The organism is Pseudomonas sp. Irchel s3b5 (assembly GCF_900187435.1).
Taxonomy (GTDB): domain Bacteria; phylum Pseudomonadota; class Gammaproteobacteria; order Pseudomonadales; family Pseudomonadaceae; genus Aquipseudomonas.
In genome coordinates this window covers 76,247-98,380 of sequence record NZ_FYDY01000004.1, presented here as the reverse complement: position 1 = coordinate 98,380, position 22,134 = coordinate 76,247, and the positions used below count along the sequence as shown (strand labels likewise).

The window sequence follows — 22,134 nt, the reverse complement described above, 5'->3', positions numbered from 1 at the left end:
TCCGCCCGGTCGGCGAGCCGACCCGGCGGGACTGGATTGCGGTGATGAGCGTGATGCTCGGCGCCTTCATGGCGGTGCTGGACATCCAGATCACCAACTCGTCGCTCAAGGATATTCAAGGCGCGCTGTCGGCGACGCTGGAAGAAGGCTCGTGGATTTCCACTTCCTACCTGGTGGCCGAGATCATCATGATCCCGCTGACCGCGTGGCTGGTTCAACTGCTCTCGGCGCGACGCCTGGCGGTGTGGGTATCCATCGGATTTCTGTTCGCTTCCCTGCTCTGCTCCATGGCGTGGAGCCTGGAAAGCATGATTGTGTTCCGTGCCCTGCAGGGTTTTACCGGCGGCGCACTGATCCCGCTCGCCTTCACCCTGACGCTGATCAAACTCCCGGAGCATCACCGCGCCAAAGGCATGGCGATGTTTGCCATGACGGCGACCTTCGCCCCTTCCATTGGCCCGACCCTCGGCGGTTGGCTGACGGAAAACTGGGGCTGGGAATACATCTTCTATATCAACATCCCGCCCGGCTTGCTCATGATCGCCGGCCTGATGTACGGCCTCGAAAAGAAAGAAGCACACTGGGAGTTACTCAAAAGCACCGACTACGCCGGCATCCTCACGCTGGGCATCGGTCTCGGCTGTTTACAGGTATTCCTGGAAGAAGGCCATCGCAAAGACTGGCTGGAATCGAGCCTGATCGTGGCCTTGGGCAGTATCGCGCTGATCAGCCTGATCACCTTTGTGATCGTGCAGACCTCCAAGCCCAATCCGCTGATCAACCTCGGCATCCTGCGCAATCGCAACTTTGGCTTATCGAGCATTTCCAGTGTCGGGATGGGGGTCGGCCTGTACGGCTCGATCTATTTGTTGCCGCTGTATCTGGCGCAGATCCAGAACTACAACGCCCTGCAAATCGGCGAAGTGATCATGTGGATGGGCGTGCCGCAGCTGTTTCTGATTCCGCTGGTGCCGAAGCTGATGAAGTATGTCTCGCCCAAATGGCTGTGCACGCTGGGCTTCGGGTTGTTCGGACTGGCGAGTTTTTCCTCGGGTGTGCTGAACCCGGACTTTGCCGGGCCGCAGTTCAATCAGATCCAGATCGTCCGTGCCCTCGGCCAGCCGCTGATCATGGTCACCATTTCGTTGATCGCCACGGCGTACATTCTTCCGCAGGACGCGGGATCGGCGTCGAGCCTGTTCAACATTCTGCGCAACCTCGGCGGCGCCATTGGCATCGCCCTCCTCGCCACGCTACTGGATGCGCGGACCAAGGTTTACTTCGATTACTTGCGCGAGGCCCTGGTGCCGAGCAATCCGCAGGTCGCCGAGCGCATCGCCTCGTTGAGCGATCGATTGGGCAATGAAACGGCGGCGCTGGCCAAGCTCAGTGAAATCGCCCATCAGCAGGCGTCGATCATGGCTTACAACGATGCGTTTCATTTTGTCGGGATTGCACTGGGGATCAGCATGCTGGCGGTGTTGCTGACCAAGAAATTGCCGGAGGGGTTGAAGGCTGGCGAGGCGCATTGATATTGAGCCATACACAACATGTGGCGAGCGCATTTTAAGTTCAGACCGTCAGCAGTCTTTCGCGCAACTTGGCAATCTCATCGCGCATCTGCGCCGCTGCTTCGAACTCTAGGTCGCGAGCGAGCTGATACATCTTCTCTTCCAGGGCTTTGATGCGCTTGGCAATCTCGCCAGGCGAGCGCAATTCCGCTTCGTACCGGGCGTTTTCCTCGGCAGCCTTGGCCATGCCCTTGCGCTTCTTGCTGCGCGAACCCGGCACGGTCGCGCCTTCCATGATGTCGGCAACGTCCTTGAACACACCTTTGGGGGTGATGCCATTGGCCAGGTTGAAGGCGATCTGCTTGTCGCGACGACGCTCGGTTTCACCGATGGCCCGCTCCATGGAGCCGGTGATCCGGTCGGCGTAGAGAATTGCCCGGCCATTGAGGTTACGCGCCGCACGGCCGATGGTCTGGATCAGCGAACGCTCGGACCGCAGGAAGCCTTCCTTGTCCGCATCGAGGATCGCCACCAGCGACACTTCAGGCATGTCCAGACCTTCGCGCAGCAGGTTGATCCCCACCAACACATCGAAGGTGCCAAGACGCAGATCGCGAATAATTTCGACCCGCTCCACGGTGTCGATGTCCGAGTGCAGATAGCGCACGCGCACGCCGTGATCGGCCAGGTAATCGGTCAAGTCCTCGGCCATGCGCTTGGTCAGCGTGGTGACCAGCACCCGCTCTTCGACCGCCACGCGCTTGCTGATTTCCGACAACAAGTCGTCGACCTGGGTCAGTGCCGGGCGAATCTCGATTTGCGGGTCCACCAGCCCGGTCGGACGCACCACCATGTCAATCACGCGCCCAGCGTGCTCGGCTTCATAGTTGCCCGGTGTCGCCGAGACGAAAATCGTCTGCGGGCTGATGCTTTCCCACTCGTCAAAGCGCATCGGCCGGTTGTCCAGCGCCGACGGCAGACGGAATCCGTATTCCACCAGTGTCTCTTTGCGCGAGCGGTCGCCTTTGTACATCGCACCGACCTGCGGGACGCTGACGTGGGATTCGTCGATCACCAGCAAGGCGTCCGCTGGCAAGTAATCGTATAAGGTTGGCGGCGCTTCACCGGATGCGCGTCCGGACAGGTAGCGCGAGTAGTTTTCAATGCCGTTGCAGTAACCCAATTCGAGAATCATCTCTATGTCGAAACGGGTGCGCTGCTCCAGGCGCTGAGCTTCCACCAGTTTGTTGTTCGAACGCAGGTATTCCAGGCGCTCCTTCAATTCCTCCTTGATCCCTTCCACGGCGCCCATCAGGGTTTCCCGGGGCGTCACGTAGTGGCTTTTCGGGTAGAAGGTGAAGCGCGGCAGTTTGCGGATCACCTCACCGGTCAAAGGATCAAACGCCGACAGGCTTTCCACCTCGTCGTCGAACAGTTCGATGCGGATCGCCTCGAAATCGGATTCCGCCGGGTGGATATCGATCACGTCGCCGCGCACGCGGAAGGTCGCACGGGCGAAATCCATGTCGTTGCGGGTGTATTGCAGATCGGCCAGACGCCGCAGCAACTCCCGCTGATCGAGTCGGTCACCCCGATCCACGTGCAGCACCATTTTCAGGTAGGTTTCCGGACTGCCCAGACCATAGATGCACGACACCGTGGTGACGATGATCGCGTCCTTGCGCTCCAGCAACGCCTTGGTCGCGGAAAGGCGCATCTGTTCGATGTGATCGTTGATCGAGGCGTCTTTCTCGATGAAGGTATCGGAGGACGGCACATAGGCTTCGGGCTGGTAGTAGTCGTAGTAGGAAACGAAGTACTCGACCGCGTTGTTCGGGAAGAACGCCTTGAATTCCCCGTACAGCTGCGCCGCGAGGGTCTTGTTCGGCGCCAGCACCAGCGTCGGGCGCTGTACCTGGGCGATCACGTTGGCGATGCTGAAAGTCTTGCCCGAGCCGGTCACACCGAGCAGCGTCTGGTGCGCCAGCCCGGCTTCGATACCCTCGACCATCAGGCGGATGGCTTCCGGCTGATCGCCGGCGGGCTCGAAACGGGTGACTAGCTGGAATTCAGACATGAAATACCTCTGGATCACTCTTGCCGGCAAAACCGACACGAACGAGAAAGACCGCAAACGACCGTTGTCGCCCGAGGAAAAAACTGGATTGCGCTCAATGTGGAGCCGATTGCCGTCGCTTTCAAGGCAAACGTCCTACAACGCGTAAAGCCTTTGATGACAACAATCGACTAACGGTCAAAAAATAATCGGAAAAACTTACGGGAAAAGCCGATTCGCCTGTCGCCATCAATCGCAGATGGCCTCTATACTAGCTCCCCGTTTGTGCACCGCTCTAGTGCATTCGGCTGGAGCGCGACACGTCCCTCCATTTTCCATTCAGAGCCGCCGCAATAATGAGCCTGTTCTCCGCTGTCGAAATGGCACCACGCGATCCAATCCTGGGCCTCAACGAAGCATTCAACGCCGATACCCGTACCAACAAGGTCAACCTGGGGGTCGGTGTTTATTGCAACGAGGAGGGGCGAATTCCACTCCTGCGCGCCGTTGTCGAAGCCGAAACCATTCGCGTTGCTCAACACGCTTCCCGTGGCTATTTGCCAATCGACGGTATTGCCGCCTATGACCAGGCTGTGCAGAAACTGTTGTTCGGCAATGACTCGCCGCTGATCGCCGCTGGCCGCGTGATCACCACCCAGGCCGTTGGCGGTACGGGCGCCCTGAAAATCGGTGCCGACTTCCTCAAGCAACTGCTGCCGAACGCCGTCGTGGCGATCAGCGACCCAAGCTGGGAAAACCACCGCGCCCTGTTCGAAACCGCGGGTTTCCCGGTGCAGAACTATCGCTACTACGACGCCGCGACCCACGACGTAAATCGTGTTGGCCTGCTGGAAGATCTGAACGCGCTGCCAAACGGTTCGATCGTTGTGCTGCACGCTTGCTGCCATAACCCGACCGGCGTCGACCTGAGCCCGGCGGACTGGAACAACGTGCTGGACGTGGTGAAAGCCAAAGGTCACGTGCCATTTCTCGACATGGCCTACCAGGGCTTTGGCGATGGTATCGACGAAGACGCCGCCGCCGTGCGCCTGTTTGCTGAATCGGGCCTGACCTTCTTCGTTTCCAGCTCGTTCTCCAAATCGTTCTCGCTGTATGGCGAGCGCGTTGGCGCGCTGTCGATCGTCAGCGAATCGAAAGAAGAAAGCGCGCGCGTGCTGTCGCAAGTCAAACGCGTGATCCGCACCAACTACTCCAACCCGCCGACCCACGGTGCAAGCATCGTCGCCGCCGTGCTGAACAGCCCGGAACTGCGCGCCCAGTGGGAAGCCGAACTGGCCGAAATGCGCCTGCGCATTCGTGGCATGCGTATCCAGATGGTCGACACCCTGGCGAAGAACGCGCCGCAGCGCGATTTCAGCTTTGTTGGCCGTCAGCGTGGCATGTTCTCTTACTCCGGCCTGACGGTTGAGCAAGTGACCCGCCTGCGCAACGAGTTCGGCATCTATGCCCTGGACACCGGCCGCATCTGCGTCGCCGCGCTGAACCAGAGCAACATCAAGGCTGTGACTGACGCCATCGTTCAGGTGATCTGAATCACGCCGTGAGACGAAAAACGGGAAGCCCTTTGGCTTCCCGTTTTTTATTTGTCCTGTTGATTGCTCAATAACGGGACCAAGCCCTTAGACTGCACACAGACCCTTGTAGGAGCCGGCTTGCCGGCGATAGCGTTCGGGAGACCGACATCGATGTCGGAGATTCTGACCTCTTCGCCAGCAAGCCGGCTCCTGCAGGTTTCGTGTACGCCCCGCTATTCTGACGAGTGCCGATATGAAAAACGATGACCTGCGCGCCGACCGCGACGATCTGGATGACCTGGATCGCTTCATCCCCCGCGCCCCGGCCAAACGCGGCAACAACCTGGTCATGCAAGTCGCTGCCGGTGTGTTTCTCGGTGGCCTGGCCCTGTGGCTGGTGCAATTGGGTGCCACCGCGCTCTATGCCAAACTGATGCTAGGCACGATTACCTTCGGCGGTTAAGCCAGTTCGGTCGCACGCTGGCTGGCCGCGTCGTCATAGGCCACGTACAGCGACTCGGCGACCTGGCTCTTGATCGCTTTGGTACTTTCCAGGCCCAGAACAAAACCTTCAGCCTTGCCACCTGCACGGTTCAACTCCTCGGCGTTGCTGGCCTGAGTGATAGCATCGAACAGTTTTTCAGCGTGAGGACCGACCCCTTTGGGCAGGCTGATTTGAGCGATGCTCATGCGAACACCTCGTTGTTGCGAGGCGGTGTTGTGGTCAAGCAAGTCATGGCGCGTACCTTTTCGGCGAATGGCCGGCAGCGCGTGTTACCACTTCCGGGCAGCCATGTTAGCCCCCGCAAGCGAATCCGGTAACCGCCAATCACCGACAAATCACCTTCCGTCCCCTTGAATGGCTCACCTGATCATCCGGCGCTTGACTTCTCTTTTTGAATCAGTAACATAGGCGCCATTCCGCGATAGCTCAGTTGGTAGAGCAAGTGACTGTTAATCACTGGGTCCCTGGTTCGAGTCCAGGTCGTGGAGCCAGACAGCAATATCAAGAAGCCCCTGAACCGAAAGGTTCAGGGGCTTTTTTGTGGTCCGCATAAAACAAAGGATCGCAGCCCACGGCTACGTTTTATGTAAGAGCTGCAGAAGACTGCGATCCTTTGATCTACAAAAAAGGGCCGATCTGTCTATTCAACAGATCGGCCCTTTTTCAGTCGACGTAAACGTCAGACATGCTCACTGCTTTTCGAATGCAGCGCTGGCGACTCTCCATGACCATGACCATGACCATGACCATGCCCATGGTCAGGCTCAACAATTGGAATCTCCTTGCCATCGCAGTCATGCAGTTTGCCGTCGCTGAAGTAGTCGCCTTCACGCAACGCTGCCAGATCCTGATAGCGCAGCACCCGCTCGGTACCTGCCGCAAACACCGACTGCTGGTCGGAGTTACCCGCCGTGAGGTGGTTGAAAGCCAGGTTGAGCAAGATAGCCATGATCGCCGAAGAACTGATGCCCGAATGGAAGATGGTCGCGAACCAGCTCGGGAAATGATCATAGAAGTTCGGTGCCGCGATCGGGATCATGCCGAAGCCGATCGAAGTGGCGACAATGATCAAGTTGACGTTGTTGCGATAATCGACCTTGGACAGGGTACGGATACCACTGGCTGCGACCGTACCGAACAACACGATACCGGCACCACCGAGCACCGAAGTCGGCACCGCAGCGATCACTCGTCCCATGAACGGCAACAGGCCCAGGACCACCAGGAACACACCGCCAGTGGCAACCACGTATCGGCTCTTGATCCCGGTGACCGCCACCAGCCCGACGTTCTGGGCAAAGGCACTCTGAGTGAAGGAGCCGAAGATCGGTGCAATCATGCTCGACAGCATGTCGGCACGCAGGCCGTTGCCCAGACGCTTGGAGTCAACCTTGGTGTCGATGATCTCGCCCACCGCCAGGATGTCGGCGGACGTTTCCACCAGCGTCACCATCACCACAATGCACATCGACAGGATCGCGGCGAAGTGGAAGGTTGGCATACCGAAGTGGAACGGGGTCGGGAAGCCGAACATCGGACCTTCGCCAACGGAGGAAAAATCCGCCATGCCGAGGAACACTGCGATGATGGTACCGATGACCATGGCCAGCAGAATCGAGAGACGCGAGATGGTCGCACTGCCGATTTTGCTTAACAGCAGCACCAGTACCAGCGTCACCGCTGCCAGACCGATGTTCGCCACGCTACCGAAGTCCGGCGCATGGCTGTTGCCACCCATGGCCCAGCGAGCGGCCACCGGCATCAGCGTCAAGCCAATGGTGGTGATCACGATCCCCGTGACCAACGGTGGAAAGAACTTGGTGATTCGCGAGAACACCGGCGTGATCAACAAACCTATCAGCGACGCCGCGATGACAGCCCCCAGAATCGACTGGAAGCCACCCTCCCCGCCACTGCTGACAATTGCCACCATGGTGGCGACGCCAGAAAACGACACGCCCTGAACCAGCGGCAACTGACAACCAAAAAACGGTAGACCCAGGGTTTGCAGCAGCGTTGCCAGCCCCCCCGCAAACAATGAAGCAGCAATCAACAAACCGATGTCCGCCGGCGACAGCCCGGCAGCCTGACCAACGATCAAAGGCACGGCGACGATGCCACCGTACATGGTCAGAACATGTTGCAGGCCGTAAGCCATATTCGCGCCGATCCCTAGGTTTTCGTCCTCGGGCCGTTTGTGTGAAACATGGGGCGTTTTCATGTTAGGGGGTTCCCTGGTTTTTGTTATGCGCACACTGTATGCAAGACACGGGACAAATGTCTATAGAGTTGTATACAACTTATCAGTCACAAAATGGATACCGGTCCATTTGTCATGCATCAAGGCGTCAGCCTCGCCGAAACCGAAGCGGTATTTCATGACGAGCAGCGCTGGGTCACCATGGGAATGGATGCAAAAGGTCGTTTGCTGGTCGTTCCGCACATCTACCGCGACCCGAATTTCGTACGAATCAATTCCGCGTGTCTAGCCTGTATACGCGAGCGCCATCAATATCTGGAGGCATGAACAATGAAAGATGAATACGAATTCAGCGATGCCAAGCGTGGGGCGATGGCCACCAGCAAAGGCAAGACACGCATCACCATCATGCTTGATGACGCTGTCATCGAGGCCGCACGGGCAGTAGCAGAAAGCGAGGGATACGGTTACCAGACGGTGATCAACAACACGTTGCGCCGGGCATTGCTCGGTGGCGACAAAGCAGGCCTGCTCAAAAAAAGACATCACGGCTGACGAACTGAAAAACCTCCAGCAAAAACTGACAGAAGCGCTTCAAGAAATTCAACGCGTAATCGAGCCGAGCGTTCGGCCCTGAAACGAAAACGGGCCGATCAATCAGATCAGCCCGATAGGTGTTTACAACGCTGAGCCTACTTCGGCACCTCGATCAATCGTTCGAGCGTCTGCTGCAACTGCGCATGGCCCGGAACACGAATGCCGAACTCGGTCTGTAGCAACTCAATCAGGGCCTGCACATCACTTACCTGCCGCCGCTTGCTGTCCTCGCCGACACGGTGAATGGCGAAGCTGCCGTTGTTGAGCGTGCGTCGCCAGCCCTCCCCGGTGCGCGCCACCATCAGCTGCCGGGTGAACGTAGACTCGGGATGGGTCGAGACGTACCAGTTGCCGACCGTGAAATCGATGTCTTCCTGGCGTTGCAGATCGAAGATGTACATGGCGCGCCACTCGTCACCGACAAGAGCGCGCAGGGTGTAGCCGTCGACGTGCGGTTCGATGCGATACGGTTCGTGAGGCGTGAGCTGTTCAACGCGAGAGTCCAGCAGCAGTGGAGCGGTGGGCACCATGCCGCCGAAGCCGACGTCGGTGATGTATCGAATGTCATCGATGATGACCAGGCTCAAGCGATGAGTCCGCGCCGTCCACGCCCCCTCCGGCTGCCCCATCACCACTCGGCCACTGATGGCGCGGGCGTCGTAACCCAATTCCTGGAGCAAGGCCAGGAACAGATTATTGAGTTCGTAGCAGTAACCCCCACGACCGTCGTGCAGGACTTTTTGCTCGATCGACGGCAGATCGATGAGCACCGGTTCGCCGGACAGCGTGGTGAGGTTTTCAAACGGGAATTCGCCAGTGTGGCGCAATTGAAGCCGTCGCAGGTTTTCCAGGGTCGGCGCTGGCGGCTCATCGAAGCCCAGCCGTTGCAGGTATAACGCAAGGTGTGTGAGGCGTGGTTCGCTCATCGTTCAATCCTTTTGCACGCAAGCGGCGGATCTTTCCGCCAATGGGCGCTATGTATAAGGGATGAACCGGTGCCGCCGACAATTGATTTAGCCAATTGCCCTGCATGAAAAACTCAACGCAGCTTGCGCGAGCTCAACTGTATCCAGGTCGGCGCATGGTCGCTGGCACGGGGTTCGTTGCGCACCCACGCATCGACCCCGGCCTCTTGCAGATAAGGACTCAAGGCGGGATTGAGCAGCAGGTGATCGATGCGCAATCCGGAGTTCTTTTGCCAATGCTGACGAAAATAATCCCAGAAGGTGTAGAGCCGATCGTGTGGATACACGTGGCGCAACGAGTCGGTCCAGCCTTGGTCCAGCAGGCGCTGGTAGCACTCGCGGCTCTCCGGTTGCAACAACGCGTCCTTGAGCCAGGAGCGCGGGTTGTAGATGTCCAGGTCGGTGGGCACGACGTTGTAATCACCGGCCAGCACGACCGGATGCTCGCTGCTTTGAAGTGACTCGGCATAGCGGATCAAGCGCTCGAACCAGGCCAGTTTGTAATCGAACTTCGGCCCCGGTTGTGGATTGCCGTTAGGCAAATACAGGCAGCCGACCAACACGCCATGCACCGCCGCTTCCAGATAGCGACTATGACTGTCACCTTCATCGCCCGGCAGGCCTCGCCGACTCTCCAGCGGCTGCGCCTCACGCGCCAGAATCGCTACGCCGTTCCAGGACGCCTGACCGTGCCAAATTGCGCCATAACCGGCCGCTTCCAGTTCGGCGACAGGGAACGCACTGTCGACCGATTTCAGCTCCTGCAAGCAGGCGATGTCGGGTTTTTCGCGCTCAAGCCACGCCAACAGGTTTGGCAACCGGGCACGTATGCCATTGACGTTGAACTTCGCGATACGCAGCTTCTTCATGGACGGACTCTCCTGAGGACGAGATGCCCAATGTCTGACACTTGACCCTTTCGGTGGTTGCGTCTGTTGCCCTGTCCAGGCTACGTGCGGCGCCTCAACTGAATCCAGCGCTATCGGCTGCTTTCTTACCCAGGATTCACAGTTGTTTGACCGGTGCCGGGTTCCATTTACCGTTCAACGCATCAAGCTTCGGCCCGTACAAACGCATGGTCAGGTTAAACGGACCTTTGGGCCGGGTGTCAAGCCAGTGAAACACCGTCGAAAAGCCTTCAACGGTCGGAACGCATCAGCGTTTCGACGCCCACCTCTCTCAACAACGTTGCCGTGCAGTTGCGACCCGAATGCTTGGCCCGGTACAACGCCGCATCCGCCCGCTCAATGAACACGTCCATGCTGTCACGCCCGCTCGGCACAAACGAATAGCAACCGAGGCTGATCGTCACATAGCCATGTGGCGAGCCGGTGTGGCTGATGTTTTTGTCGATGACACTGCGGCGGATTTGCTCGGCAATGGTCATGGCGCCATGGATGTCGGTATCGGGCAGCAACACGGCGAACTCTTCACCGCCGTAACGCACCGCCAGATCAGCCTTGCGGTGGCAGCAGCTTTTCAGCGCCCGCGCCACTTCGGCCAGGCAGTGATCCCCCACCACGTGGCCATAGGTGTCGTTGTAGCGTTTGAAGTAATCGATATCGAGCATGATCAGGCTCAGCGGGCTGGCCTGACGAGCACCGCGACCGAACTCGACGTCCAGCGCCCGCTCGAACAAGCGACGGTTGGCCAAACCGGTCAGGCTGTCATGGGTGGCGATCAACTCCAGCGCTTCCTGCGCGCGACGCAGATCCGCCTCGACCCGTTCGCCGACCCGCACCTGTTGAATGAACACCCAACCGAACAGCCCCACACCCAGCAATACCAGGGCAACGATGAGGCTGGAGCGAAACGCGGTGTCGTACCAGCCGGCGAGAATGGCATCCAGGGACGATGCCGCCGAAACCACCAGCGGATACGTTTCCAGTTGTCGATAGCCGTAGAGGCGCTCGACGCCATCAATCATGGAAGTGAACGTCGCATGGCCGGCGGTCGACAGCGGCAGGAACTTCTGGAAGATATCGCCCTGCGCCAATGACGTTCCGATCTGCGCCTCGACAAAAGGACGACGCGCCAGCAACGTTCCATCAGTCAGGGTGAGAAACATCGAACCCTTGTCATCGAGGCTGAAGCTTTTGAAAAACTGATCGAAGTACGACATCTTGATGCCGGCCATCAACACGCCCTGGAAGTGACCGTTCTTGTCGTTGATCCGCTTGGAAATCGGAATGATCCACTCACCACTTTCCCGACTGCGGATTGCCGGGCCGATGTGCACCAAGGACGTCACGTTCTGCTGGTGAAACTTGAAGTAATCGCGATCTGCGACACCGGCGCCACGGGGCAGGTCTTCAAACGAACTGATCACCCATTGCCCTTTCTGATCGAACAGCAGGATGCCGTGCAGCTGCTTCAGCGCCAGCACTCGCCGGGCGAAAGTTTTTTGCAAAAGCGGCCGCTGTTCCGGACCAAAACCGTCCAGCTGAATCCAGTCCACCAGACTGCTCAACACCAGGTCAGCCTTCATGAACGTGTCTTCGGCTTGTTGCGCCATGGCCCGCGTCAGGTTCGACGATGCCACTTGCGCCAGGCTCAGGTCATGTCGCCGGGATTGTTCCAACTGCAGGTAAAGCAGCCCGCACAGGCACAGACACACCGTGGCAATGAACAACACCGCCGCCTTGCGTAGCGGTATGCGTTTCAATGCAACACCGGGGGTGTGGTGCGAGTCGTGAAGGCGTGTAGGCAAAAAGCTCATCCTGTTGGGGGCAAGGCATGGGCGAAAACCCAAATCCCTCGGTGTGAGCCTAGTTTACGGGGTTATCCGGGATAAAAGCCGACCACTTGCCGGGTGGCGCGCGCTGTTCGCGCCCTATTGCCTGTTTTCCCCCGTTACCGCCAGCGGCGCTTCAGTACGACGCAGGTCCAGTGCCGGCAATCGGGTCGGACCATTCAGCCCTTTCAGCACCCGGGCATCGTAATCGTAGATATCCGGCTTGAATGTCACCCGCCCCTCGTTGCTCAGGTCTACGGTCCAGTAAGCCAACAGCACCGGCACTTTCACCGGTAGCCGAATGTTTTCGGTCCTGCCATTGGCCAGTTGTTTCTGGATGCCTGCACTGTTCCAGCGGACCGGGTCGTTGAACAGCAACTCAACCAGTTGCAACGGGTTTTCCACCCGAATGCAACCCGAACTGGTGGCCCGAACGGTTTTGGCAAACAACTCGCGATGCGGCGTGTCATGCAGGTAAATCGCATAGTCGTTGGGGAAGCGGATGACGACCTGGCCCAGCGAACTGTCGGGCCCGGCGTCCTGACGCAGGCTGATGCCCCGCGGATTGCTCCAGTCGACGCTCGACGGACTGAGCACATTGCCCTCCCGATCCAGCACACGAATCCGATTGGCGGCCAAGTAGCCCGGGTCGTTCTGGATTTTCGGAATCACATCCTGCTTGAGGATCGTCGGCGGCACCGTCCAGGTCGGATTGAACGTGATGTAAGTGATCTCGGCCTGGAACACCGGCGTACTGCGTACCGGTTTACCGACCTGCACCCGCGAACGCCAGATCGGCAGACCATCGCGATACATCGCCACTTTGTACCCGGCGATATCGACAATGACAAACGTGCCCTGCAGCTTGTACAGCAGCCAACGCGCGCGCTCCATGTTTACCCGCACCTGATCGATCCGCGCCTCGACGGGCACGTTCAACGCCGCCAGTGTCGCCGCCCCCGCCACGCCGTCGGCGCCCAGGTATTGCTCGGTCTGATACTTTTTCACCGCGGCGATGACGTTGTCGTCATAGAGGGCTTTTTTCGACACGCCAGGAGCCAGATATCCGCCCGCCACCAGGCGCGCACGGAGTTGTCCGACCGCGAGCCCTTCCATGCCAGGCTTGAGCGATTGGCCCTCGGTCACTTTTGGCCAGCCACCGGCACTGCGAACCTGGCGCAACTTCGCCAGCCCTTCACGCAGGTCGCGGTAAATCATTTCCTGGGGAGGCGCCTGGGTAAATGCACGTGCCACATCATGGGCATCGAGGGCGGCGAACAGGGTGTTCATGTCCTCGCGGGGATCAACACCGGCCGGGTCGAAATTCCAGTGGATATCCAGCCGCGACGGATCGACTTTGCCCCGGCGCAATTGAAGCAACGCGGTAATGAAGGTGCGGGTCGCCGCCATATCGAACATCGCCCGTTGCGACGTCGAAGGCATGGCCGCCACCAGCGCTTCATGGGCCTGCGCCAACTCCGTGATGCGGAAGTCCGCCGGGTTCAGGCCGTCGATCTGGGTGTCGTTGAGGCTTTTCAGCAACTGCGTCACATCGCGGTCATCCGTCCACGCGGCGCGATAGTGACGATGCATGTAAAAATCCATGACCACCCGATCGACATCCACGCGCTGATGGCGTTTGGAGGTCAGCACCGGCGGAAACGCCGTGCGCAGTGGCTCCAGCGTTGCCTGGATCGCTTGGCCGATAGCATCATTCGGCGCCGCGGCATCAATTTCGTTGCTTGCCGGAGATACCGGCACAATCGGCGAAGTTTGCGCGATCGCTGCACCGCTGATCAGAAAGCCCATAAAAAACATGCGGCTTATGACGAATAACCTTGTTAATTGCACCATGGATAATCCTTAATCTCCCGTTTCAAACGGCTTGCTTCCTGCTCGCTGCTAGACTCGAAATTATCACGATGAGACCCGACTATGGCGCTAATCCGCTCTGGCCTTTTATTTGCCATTTTACTGACGAGCCTTTCAGTAACGTCAGCCTACGCCGATTCGCTTGAAAACGCGCTGGTCAAAGCTGCACCAGACGCCAACGCTAAAGTGATTGCCCTCGCCGTCCGCGCCTCGCAATGCAGCCGTGCCCAAGGCAAGCCTGCTGCCCAAAGGCTGGCAGTGATCGATTATTCCCTGCCTTCGACCGAACAACGCCTGTGGGTGTTCGATCTTAAACGCCGCAAGTTGCTGTTTCACGAACTGGTTGCCCATGGCCGCAACAGCGGCGAAAACATGGCCACGCTGTTTTCCAACAAGAACGAAAGCCACGCCACCAGCCTCGGCCTGTTTCGCACGCAACAGAGCTATCGCGGCCAGAACGGCTATTCCCTGCGCATGGAAGGCCTGGAGCCAGGCTTCAACGACAACGCATTTGACCGGGCCATCGTCATTCACGGCGCCCCTTATGTCAGCCCGGTACTGGCCCGCGCCAACGGCCGGATCGGCAGAAGCCTGGGTTGCCCGGCGGTGAGACCGGCGATTGCGCAGAAGCTGATCGACTCGATGAAAGACGGGCAGTTGTTGTTTTCCTATTACCCGGACCAGCGCTGGTTGAAATCGTCTTCTTATATCAATTGCGGTGGCAACACCGTGGCGTCTTCGGACAAGACCACGTCGCGCCAGTAAACAACGCATCTACCTGTCAAAACTGTAATCCCCGCCTCAGTTTGCTGAAAGACACCGACCGTTAGCCTCGTCGACACGTTCAACAGGCTGACGGCGGATAAACCGATGCATACCCCCACATCAAGACGCACCTTCGTCAAAGGCCTGGCCGTTGGCGGGCTCTTTGCCGGCCTCGGGCTGTGGCGCACGCCGGTCTGGGCGATCACCAGCCCCGGCGAACCGCAGGTGTTGGCCGGCAGCGATTTCGACCTGCTCATCGGTGAAACTCCGGTCAACTTCACCGGCAACCCGCGCACGGCGATGACCATCAACGGCAGCCTCCCCGGCCCGCTGCTGCGTTGGCGTGAAGGCGACACCGTTACGCTGCGCGTCCGCAACCGACTCAAGGACAGCACCTCCATTCACTGGCACGGCATCCTGCTGCCAGCCAACATGGATGGCGTACCGGGGCTGAGTTTCAAAGGCATCGAACCGGGCGGAGTGTATGTCTATCAGTTCAAGGTGCGGCAGAACGGCACCTACTGGTATCACAGCCATTCAGGGCTTCAGGAACAGGCTGGTGTCTATGGCCCGCTGATCATCGACGCGAAGGAGCCGGAGCCGTTTCAGTACGACCGCGACTACGTGGTGATGCTCAGCGACTGGACCGACCAAGACCCGGCCAGCCTGATGAAGACCCTGAAAAAACAATCCGATTACTACAACTTCAACAAACGCACCGTGGGCGACTTCATCCACGACGTCAGCGAAAAAGGCTGGGGAGCGACCGTCGCCGATCGCAAAATGTGGGCCGAGATGAAGATGAACCCCACCGACCTGGCCGACGTCGGTGGCGCCACTTACACCTACCTGTTGAACGGCCAGGCGCCGGACACGAACTGGACGGGCCTGTTTCGCCCGGGTGAAAAGCTGCGCCTGCGCTTCATCAATGGCTCCGCCATGACGTACTTCGACGTGCGCATTCCCGGCCTGAAAATGACCGTGGTCGCGGCGGACGGTCTGCACATCAAACCGGTGAGCGTCGACGAGTTTCGCATTGCCGTGGCGGAGACCTTTGACGTGATCGTCGAGCCTTCCGAGGCGAGCTACACCCTGTTCGCCCAAGCCATGGATCGCAGCGGATACGCCCGCGGCACCCTCGCGGTGAAGGCCGGTTTGTCGGCGCCGTTACCACCACTGGACCCACGACCGCTGGTGACCATGGACGACATGGGCATGGGTGGCATGGACCACGGCAGCATGGCGGGCATGGATCACAGCAACATGGCCATGGGCGACATGCCCGGTATGCAGTCCCACCCGACCTCGGAAACCGACAACCCGCTGGTGGACATGCAGGCCATGTCCACCTCACCGAAACTCGCCGACCCCGGCATGGGCCTGCGCAACAACGGCCGCCGCGTGCTCACCTATTCCGACCTGCGCAGCACCTTCGAAGACCCGGACGGCCGCGAGCCTGGCCGCACCATCGAGTTGCACCTGACCGGTCACATGGAGAAATTCGCCTGGTCGTTCAACGGCGTGAAGTTTTCGGATGCCGAGCCGCTGCGCCTCAAGTACGGCGAGCGACTGCGGATCGTACTGGTCAACGACACGATGATGATGCACCCCATCCACCTGCATGGCATGTGGAGCGACCTCGAGGACGAGAACGGCCAGTTCATGGTGCGCAAACACACCATCGACATGCCACCGGGCTCCCGGCGCACCTATCGGGTCACTCCCGATGCGCTCGGCCGTTGGGCCTATCACTGCCATCTCCTGTACCACATGGAAATGGGCATGTTCCGTGAAGTTCGCGTGGAAGAATGAGGCGCATCCCATGATTCGATTCACCCCGTTTTTTTTGGCCCTCGCGACCTCGACGGCGATGGCCGTCAGCAATGACATGCAAGGCATGGATCACAGCCAGATGGACCTCGGACAGATGCAAGGCATGGACGATGGCCAGATGCAGCCCGCCGCCCCCAGCGAAAGCCGCACGCCGATCCCGGTGCTGACCGATGCCGATCGCGCGGCGGTGTATGTCGATCCCGCCGGTCACCAGGTACATGACCGCACGTTCAATTCCTTTTTCCTTGCCGACAAACTGGAATGGCAGGACGCCGATGACGGCAGCACCCTGGCCTGGGATTTGTCCGGCTGGGTCGGCGGCGACATCGATCGCCTGTGGCTACGCTCCGAAGGCGAGCGCACCAACGGCGTGACCGAGGACGCGGAAATCCAGGCCCTGTGGGGCCACGCCATTTCCCCGTGGTGGGACGTCGTCAGCGGCGTGCGCCAGGACTTCAAACCCGGCGCCCCGCAAACCTGGGCCGCGTTCGGCGTGCAGGGCATGGCGCTGTACAACTTCGAAGCCGAAGCCACGGCCTTCATCGGCGAAGGCGGCCAGAGCGCCGTGCGGCTGGAGGGCGACTACGACATCCTGCTGACCAATCGGCTGATCCTGCAACCGACCGCCGAACTCAACGCCTACGGCAAAAACGATCCGCAACGCGGCATCGGTTCCGGCCTGTCCAACGCCGAGGCAGGTTTGCGCCTGCGCTACGAAATCCGCCGGGAATTCGCGCCCTACCTCGGCGTGACCTGGAACCGCACCTACGGCAACACCGCCGACTACGCCAACGACGAAGGCGAGGACCGCAGCGAAACTCGCCTCGTGCTCGGTATTCGGATGTGGTTCTGAACAGACTCACCCAAAACCAACAACAACCGCTTCGAGCGGTAAAGGACCTTGCATGCGCATCATCAAACCCACCGCCGTCGCAATCGCGTTGCTCAGTGGCCTGCTTGTCAGCACCTTCGCTCAAGCACACCCCAAACTACTCTCCTCCACCCCGGCGGAAGGCGTAGAAGGTGCATCACCTGAAAAGATCGAACTGCATTTTTCCGAAAACCTCGTCACCCAGTTTTCCGGCGCAAAACTGCTGATGACCGAAATGGCCGGCATGGCCCACGCCCCGATGCCGGTCAAGGCCAAAGTCAGTGGCGGCACTGACCCGAAGACCATGTTCATCATCCCGACATCACCCCTGACTACCGGCACCTACAAGGTCGAATGGCGCGCAGTGTCTTCGGACACCCACCCGATCACCGGCAACATCATCTTCAAAGTGAAATGATCGATAAGCGACTCGGCCAACGTCGTGCTGCGGTTTGTGTTGTATGTGGATTTGATGCTGTTGTTGGGCGTCGCGCTGTTCGGGCTCTACAGCTTCAAGGGACAGGAACGGCTATCCGGAACAGTGCTGCCCTTTCGACGGTTGTTGATGGCAACAGCCGGGCTCGGCGCACTGCTAGCGCTTGCCTTGATGGCACAACCCCGCGCCCTGCAAACCGAAGCATACATACGGTTGCTGGCTCGTGCCGTCAGGCGATTTTAGCTTGTCGGTGCGCTGATCATCGTGGGCATCACCGTCACGGGCGTGGTGAACTACCTGTTCATCGTCGGGCCGAAGCTCGATGAGGTTTTACCCAGCCTCTACGGAATGTGGTTGTTCACACAGGAGAACATTTCTCCCTACGTGGATCTGTGGCTGACGGTGCCTGGCGCCAAGTAACGGATCGTTTTTTGTGCGGAGTACGTATCAGTCGTCGTGCAACAAACCTGAACCGTATTCACCGTAGCTATTGCCGAGCGCACTGCCATGAAAATTCATCTGGTCGGGGTTGCTGGTCGGCCCCGGGCCGAAGCCGGCAGGCTGCACCGAGTCAGCCGAATCATCGCGATGGGCACTCACACCCGAACAGGCACTCAACAACAAAGCACCGGAAATCAGCGAGACTTTGACGAGGTTTGCGATCATTTTTTGATTCCTGTGGGTTGAGGCGTGGGCGACAAGACCTTTGGTGGGCATGCTATGCCTGGTCTGTGCCGGGGATCATGAAATGTGGCGAGGCGACAGTGAATGTTCAGGTTGCGCGTGAGCGTGGGCGTATCCCGACGCACCCAAACTCCACAGCCCCATTCCTGATAAACTCCCCCACCTCCCAGCCTCACCGATTCCAGATCCCCCATGTCCGTAACCAACGCTACACCCGCCCCGCTCTCCCGCCGCTTTTCCGTGGCGCCGATGATGGATTGGACCGACCGCCACTGCCGCTTCTTCCTGCGCTTGCTGTCGAAAAACGCCCTGCTCTACACCGAAATGGTCACCACCGGAGCCCTGCTCAACGGTGATCACGAGCGTTTTCTGCGGCACAACGAGGCCGAGCACCCGCTGGCCCTGCAACTCGGTGGCAGTGTTCCGCTGGATTTGGCGGCGTGTGCGCGGATGGCGCAGGAGCATGGTTACGACGAGGTGAATCTGAATGTCGGCTGCCCGAGTGATCGGGTGCAGAACAATATGATCGGCGCGTGCCTGATGGGGCATCCGCAGTTGGTGGCCGATTGTGTGAAGGCGATGCAGGATGCAGTGTCAATTCCGGTGACGGTCAAGCACCGGATCGGGATCAACGGGCGAGACAGTTACGCAGAGTTGTGTGATTTCGTCGGCACGGTGCGGGATGCCGGGTGCACGAGTTTTACCGTGCATGCGCGGATTGCGATTCTGGAGGGGTTGTCGCCGAAGGAAAACCGCGACATTCCGCCCCTGCGTTATGACGTGGCAGCACAGTTGAAAGCTGATTTTCCGGCGCTGGAGATCATTCTCAACGGCGGGATCAAGACGCTGGAAGCCTGCCATGAGCATTTGCAGACCTTCGACGGCGTGATGTTGGGTCGCGAGGCGTATCACAACCCTTATGTGATGGCCGAAGTCGATCAACAGCTGTTTGGCAGCACGGCACCGGTCATCAGCCGCGCCGAGGCGCTGGCGCAGTTGCGACCTTACATCGCGGCGCACATTGATGCGGGTGGATCGATGCACCACATCACTCGCCACGTACTCGGACTGGGCACCGGGTTCCCGGGAGCGCGGAAGTTTCGTCAGTTGTTGTCGGTGGATATTCACAAGGCCAAAGAACCTTTGGCCTTGCTCGATCAAGCTGCCGAGTTGCTTGAAGGGCGTTAATGCCCGGTCGCTCTCGCCATTTCAGCCAGGCGGTTTGATCCGCCTGGCTCTGCTGTCAGCCTGCGGCTGCGGCCGCCGTCCAGTTCACCCAGCCGAACGTCCAGGTGGCCAGGATCAACAATCCGAACACGATCCGGTACCAGGCGAATGCCGCATAGCTGTGGTTCGCAATGAACTTCAACAAGCCGCGTACGGCGATCATGGCGAAGAAAAACGCTGTCACGAAACCCAGCGCGAAAACCGGCAGATCGCTGCTCTGGAACAGGTCCCGGTACTTGTAGCCTGAATACACCGCAGCACCGACCATCGTTGGCATCGCCAAAAAGAACGAGTACTCGGTGGCAGCCTTGCGTGATAGACCAAACAACAAGCCACCGATGATCGTCGATCCAGAGCGGGAAGTACCCGGCACCATCGCCAGGCATTGCGCAAACCCCACCTTCAGCGCATCTGGCCAGCGCATGTCGTCAACATGTTCGATATGCACCACATGATCCCGCTGTTCGGCCCACAACATCACGACACCACCGAGAACCAATGCGACGGCTACAGTGATCGGATTGAATAGATATTCATGAATCTTGTCAGCGAACAACACCCCCAGCACAACGGCCGGAAGAAATCCGATCAGCAAGTTGAGAGTAAAACGCTGTGCATTGCGTTGGCTCGGTAACCCTTTGATGATTGCGAAGATCTTGGGGCGAAACTCCCAAACGACAGCGAGAATGGCGCCCAGCTGAATAATGATATTGAACGCCATGGCGCGCTCCCCGCCAAACGCCAACAAGTCTGCAACAATGATCTGGTGGCCCGTACTTGAGATGGGCAAAAACTCGGTCAAGCCTTCTACCGCACCTAAAATCAACACCGTGAACAGGGTCCAGAAATCCATTAATCCTCCGTCAGACCATTTTTTGAGTATGGCCCGTCAACTGCACTCAGATATTGAGATGCTGAAAAGCAATCGGTGTAGCGACATCCATCACCCGATTTGGCGAGGGAGAATATGTCTTATCAAAAGACACACTCAAGCCATGTTAATAATCGTCCGCCTACGAATACGTCCGGAAGAAATTTAGTGCTCGACAGAAAAAGTCTCAGTCGTTATTAAGTGTGACCGTGCTCACACTATTTGTATTTCTACGGGACTAAGCCTTCTGTCATGAGTGATGGCACCCACTGATGAAAACAGTGGCAAAAGGACATAAAAACAAATCGCCACCGATTCAAAATAGTGGCACAATTCCATATTGCCACCATCTAACGACGTTATTCCACTAGTTCAGACAGCCGAGAAAATCAACTAAAAGCTTGAAAAGCTTAGTTATTGTTAGAAAACTCGGGAGCCACGTCTAAAATCCGCGTAAATGTTACCAATTGTCAGTCACAGATGAGAACCGGTGCTTTAACATCCCGATGTCAGCACCTATTCGAGTCAATGCATGATGCTTACAGGGAACTTAGCGACTAGAAGCCAGCGCCAGACAAACGATGAACCCGGAGTCCTCACTCTGGGTCGTACCCGTGGCGTGGCTGAACATTTTAGAGCGCTAGTCGCAAGGCATGTGCGGACCGATATGGCTCTAGAGGCCAACGCCTACACTAGTTCATATAAGACAAATGAACGCTCTGGTTCGTATCGAGCCATCTTCATCATCATCGATAGCCCCCAAGCCCTCGAAGAAAGCCTCGCGCTAGTGGAAAACCTGCGCACCGGCAACTTGAAACCCATCATTTGTGCGGTCATCACGGGTCGCGGCGCCTTCAACAAGATAAAGTACTATCTGGCAGGGGCCGACTTTTGTATCAAGCTGACTACTCTTTCCGATGAAAGCTCGGCGCTGCTTGCCGAATTCTTTAGTAGTGAAGAATGGCAAAGAGATATCAATCTGATATTGGACCCTACTCGCATTTGCCTACTGGGCACCAGCAAGAAACTGGACATTTCCTTTGCAGAAATGAAGATTCTGGAAGCCTTTGCACACACCAGTAACCACATACTAAGCCATGATGAAATTGCCACCATCATGGGGTTGAACAGCAACTTTTATGACCCCAGAGCCCTGGAAAAGTCGATCAGTCGTCTTCGTGGAAAAATCAAGGACATGTATGGTACAAACGCGATCCAGAGCATTCGGGGGCATGGATACCGCCTGATGAGGGGGCTGATCTCAACGCCCTGACTCAAAGAGTTCAAGGCCTTTTGATATCAACTAGCCGAATGCCATCAACCCTATCGACTCATCGTTTATCCGAGTTGGTGATTTATCGATTACATGACGGTGGCAACATCGAACCATAACAATAAAAGTTTTATTCTATAGCAAGATCGAGTGGAACCTATCGAGGGCCATTTTGGGCCCAAACCCTGCCTTTCGATTA

Annotated in this window: 19 protein-coding genes, 1 tRNA gene and 2 pseudogenes; 13 read left to right on the top strand and 9 right to left on the bottom strand. The window is 58.2% G+C overall.

The genetic code is table 11. The features are described 5' to 3' along the window. Positions 1–41: 41 nt before the first annotated feature. Positions 42–1,532 (top strand): MDR family MFS transporter, encoded by a 1,491-nt coding sequence (locus tag CKW15_RS06010; RefSeq protein WP_177408853.1) that lies wholly within the window; start codon positions 42–44, stop codon positions 1,530–1,532. Between the two features lie 40 nt (positions 1,533–1,572). Here CKW15_RS06010 and uvrB read toward each other — a convergent pair whose 3' ends face one another. Then, positions 1,573–3,588 carry an excinuclease ABC subunit UvrB gene (gene uvrB, locus CKW15_RS06005; RefSeq protein ID WP_095060951.1) on the bottom strand — a complete coding sequence of 672 codons (2,016 nt, stop codon included), beginning with the start codon at positions 3,586–3,588 and terminating at the stop codon, positions 1,573–1,575. A 335-nt stretch (positions 3,589–3,923) separates the two neighbouring features. Here uvrB and CKW15_RS06000 point away from each other — a divergent pair, with 335 nt between their 5' ends. Together CKW15_RS06000 and CKW15_RS05995 are read left to right on the top strand one after the other, a co-directional pair. Further along, complete coding sequence (locus tag CKW15_RS06000; RefSeq protein ID WP_095060953.1) at positions 3,924–5,120, top strand: amino acid aminotransferase; 1,197 nt, start codon at positions 3,924–3,926, stop codon at positions 5,118–5,120. Between the two features lie 235 nt (positions 5,121–5,355). After that, positions 5,356–5,565, top strand: coding sequence for a hypothetical protein (locus CKW15_RS05995; protein ID WP_095060955.1), 210 nt, complete (start codon positions 5,356–5,358; stop codon positions 5,563–5,565). Here the strand turns inward: CKW15_RS05995 and CKW15_RS05990 are convergent. After that, positions 5,562–5,792: a hypothetical protein gene (locus CKW15_RS05990; RefSeq protein WP_046027137.1), complete on the bottom strand. Its 231-nt coding sequence runs from the start codon at positions 5,790–5,792 to the stop codon at positions 5,562–5,564. The genes CKW15_RS05995 and CKW15_RS05990 overlap by 4 nt on opposite strands. A gap of 230 nt (positions 5,793–6,022) precedes the next feature. Between CKW15_RS05990 and CKW15_RS05985 the strand changes: the two genes are divergently transcribed. Continuing rightward, positions 6,023–6,098 (top strand) — tRNA-Asn (locus tag CKW15_RS05985). Between the two features lie 188 nt (positions 6,099–6,286). On the opposite strand, the gene CKW15_RS05980 is transcribed toward CKW15_RS05985, so the two are convergent. After that, positions 6,287–7,828: a nucleobase:cation symporter-2 family protein gene (locus tag CKW15_RS05980; RefSeq protein WP_095151825.1), complete on the bottom strand. Its 1,542-nt coding sequence runs from the start codon at positions 7,826–7,828 to the stop codon at positions 6,287–6,289. 114 nt (positions 7,829–7,942) lie between these two features. Between CKW15_RS05980 and CKW15_RS05975 the strand changes: the two genes are divergently transcribed. Then, the gene (locus CKW15_RS05975; protein ID WP_256583111.1) at positions 7,943–8,134 is read left to right on the top strand and encodes a hypothetical protein; all 192 of its coding nucleotides are present in this window, start codon (positions 7,943–7,945) and stop codon (positions 8,132–8,134) included. Positions 8,135–8,137: 3 nt separating this feature from the next. After that, positions 8,138–8,444 (top strand): annotated as a pseudogene (locus tag CKW15_RS05970) (BrnA antitoxin family protein). Between the two features lie 55 nt (positions 8,445–8,499). Here CKW15_RS05970 and CKW15_RS05965 read toward each other — a convergent pair. From CKW15_RS05965 to CKW15_RS05950, 4 genes are all read right to left on the bottom strand, one after another. After that, the gene (locus CKW15_RS05965; protein ID WP_095151823.1) at positions 8,500–9,330 is read right to left on the bottom strand and encodes an arylamine N-acetyltransferase; all 831 of its coding nucleotides are present in this window, start codon (positions 9,328–9,330) and stop codon (positions 8,500–8,502) included. Between the two features lie 113 nt (positions 9,331–9,443). Beyond that, the gene (locus CKW15_RS05960) at positions 9,444–10,238 is read right to left on the bottom strand and encodes an exodeoxyribonuclease III (protein ID WP_095151822.1); all 795 of its coding nucleotides are present in this window, start codon (positions 10,236–10,238) and stop codon (positions 9,444–9,446) included. A gap of 269 nt (positions 10,239–10,507) precedes the next feature. Continuing rightward, the gene (locus tag CKW15_RS05955) at positions 10,508–12,079 is read right to left on the bottom strand and encodes a diguanylate cyclase (RefSeq protein ID WP_095151933.1); all 1,572 of its coding nucleotides are present in this window, start codon (positions 12,077–12,079) and stop codon (positions 10,508–10,510) included. Positions 12,080–12,202: 123 nt separating this feature from the next. Further along, complete coding sequence (locus CKW15_RS05950; protein WP_095151821.1) at positions 12,203–13,957, bottom strand: murein L,D-transpeptidase; 1,755 nt, start codon at positions 13,955–13,957, stop codon at positions 12,203–12,205. An 81-nt stretch (positions 13,958–14,038) separates the two neighbouring features. On the opposite strand from CKW15_RS05950, the gene CKW15_RS05945 reads away from it, so the two are divergent. From CKW15_RS05945 to CKW15_RS05925, 5 genes and pseudogenes are all read left to right on the top strand, one after another. Next, positions 14,039–14,740: a murein L,D-transpeptidase catalytic domain family protein gene (locus tag CKW15_RS05945; RefSeq protein WP_095060969.1), complete on the top strand. Its 702-nt coding sequence runs from the start codon at positions 14,039–14,041 to the stop codon at positions 14,738–14,740. 105 nt (positions 14,741–14,845) lie between these two features. Then, positions 14,846–16,552, top strand: a complete 1,707-nt coding sequence (locus CKW15_RS05940; protein WP_095151820.1) for a copper resistance system multicopper oxidase — start codon at positions 14,846–14,848, stop codon at positions 16,550–16,552. Positions 16,553–16,562: 10 nt separating this feature from the next. Next, a complete protein-coding gene (locus CKW15_RS05935) occupies positions 16,563–17,426 on the top strand; it encodes a copper resistance protein B (protein ID WP_095151819.1) in 864 nt (287 codons plus the stop codon). A 52-nt stretch (positions 17,427–17,478) separates the two neighbouring features. After that, entirely contained in the window at positions 17,479–17,862 is a 384-nt protein-coding gene (gene copC / locus CKW15_RS05930) for a copper homeostasis periplasmic binding protein CopC (protein WP_095151818.1), read from the top strand. A gap of 3 nt (positions 17,863–17,865) precedes the next feature. Beyond that, positions 17,866–18,237, top strand: a pseudogene (locus tag CKW15_RS05925) (copper resistance protein CopD); the annotation flags it as partial. Positions 18,238–18,327: 90 nt separating this feature from the next. Here CKW15_RS05925 and CKW15_RS05920 read toward each other — a convergent pair. Beyond that, positions 18,328–18,546: a hypothetical protein gene (locus CKW15_RS05920; RefSeq protein ID WP_095151817.1), complete on the bottom strand. Its 219-nt coding sequence runs from the start codon at positions 18,544–18,546 to the stop codon at positions 18,328–18,330. 210 nt (positions 18,547–18,756) lie between these two features. Between CKW15_RS05920 and dusA the strand changes: the two genes are divergently transcribed. After that, positions 18,757–19,752, top strand: a complete 996-nt coding sequence (dusA, locus tag CKW15_RS05915) for a tRNA dihydrouridine(20/20a) synthase DusA (protein WP_095060977.1) — start codon at positions 18,757–18,759, stop codon at positions 19,750–19,752. A 55-nt stretch (positions 19,753–19,807) separates the two neighbouring features. On the opposite strand, the gene CKW15_RS05910 is transcribed toward dusA, so the two are convergent. After that, complete coding sequence (locus tag CKW15_RS05910; protein WP_095060979.1) at positions 19,808–20,644, bottom strand: undecaprenyl-diphosphate phosphatase; 837 nt, start codon at positions 20,642–20,644, stop codon at positions 19,808–19,810. A gap of 550 nt (positions 20,645–21,194) precedes the next feature. On the opposite strand from CKW15_RS05910, the gene CKW15_RS05905 reads away from it, so the two are divergent. Continuing rightward, on the top strand, positions 21,195–21,935 hold the full coding sequence (locus tag CKW15_RS05905; protein WP_095060981.1) for a winged helix-turn-helix domain-containing protein: 741 nt from the start codon (positions 21,195–21,197) through the stop codon (positions 21,933–21,935). Positions 21,936–22,134: the final 199 nt, after the last annotated feature.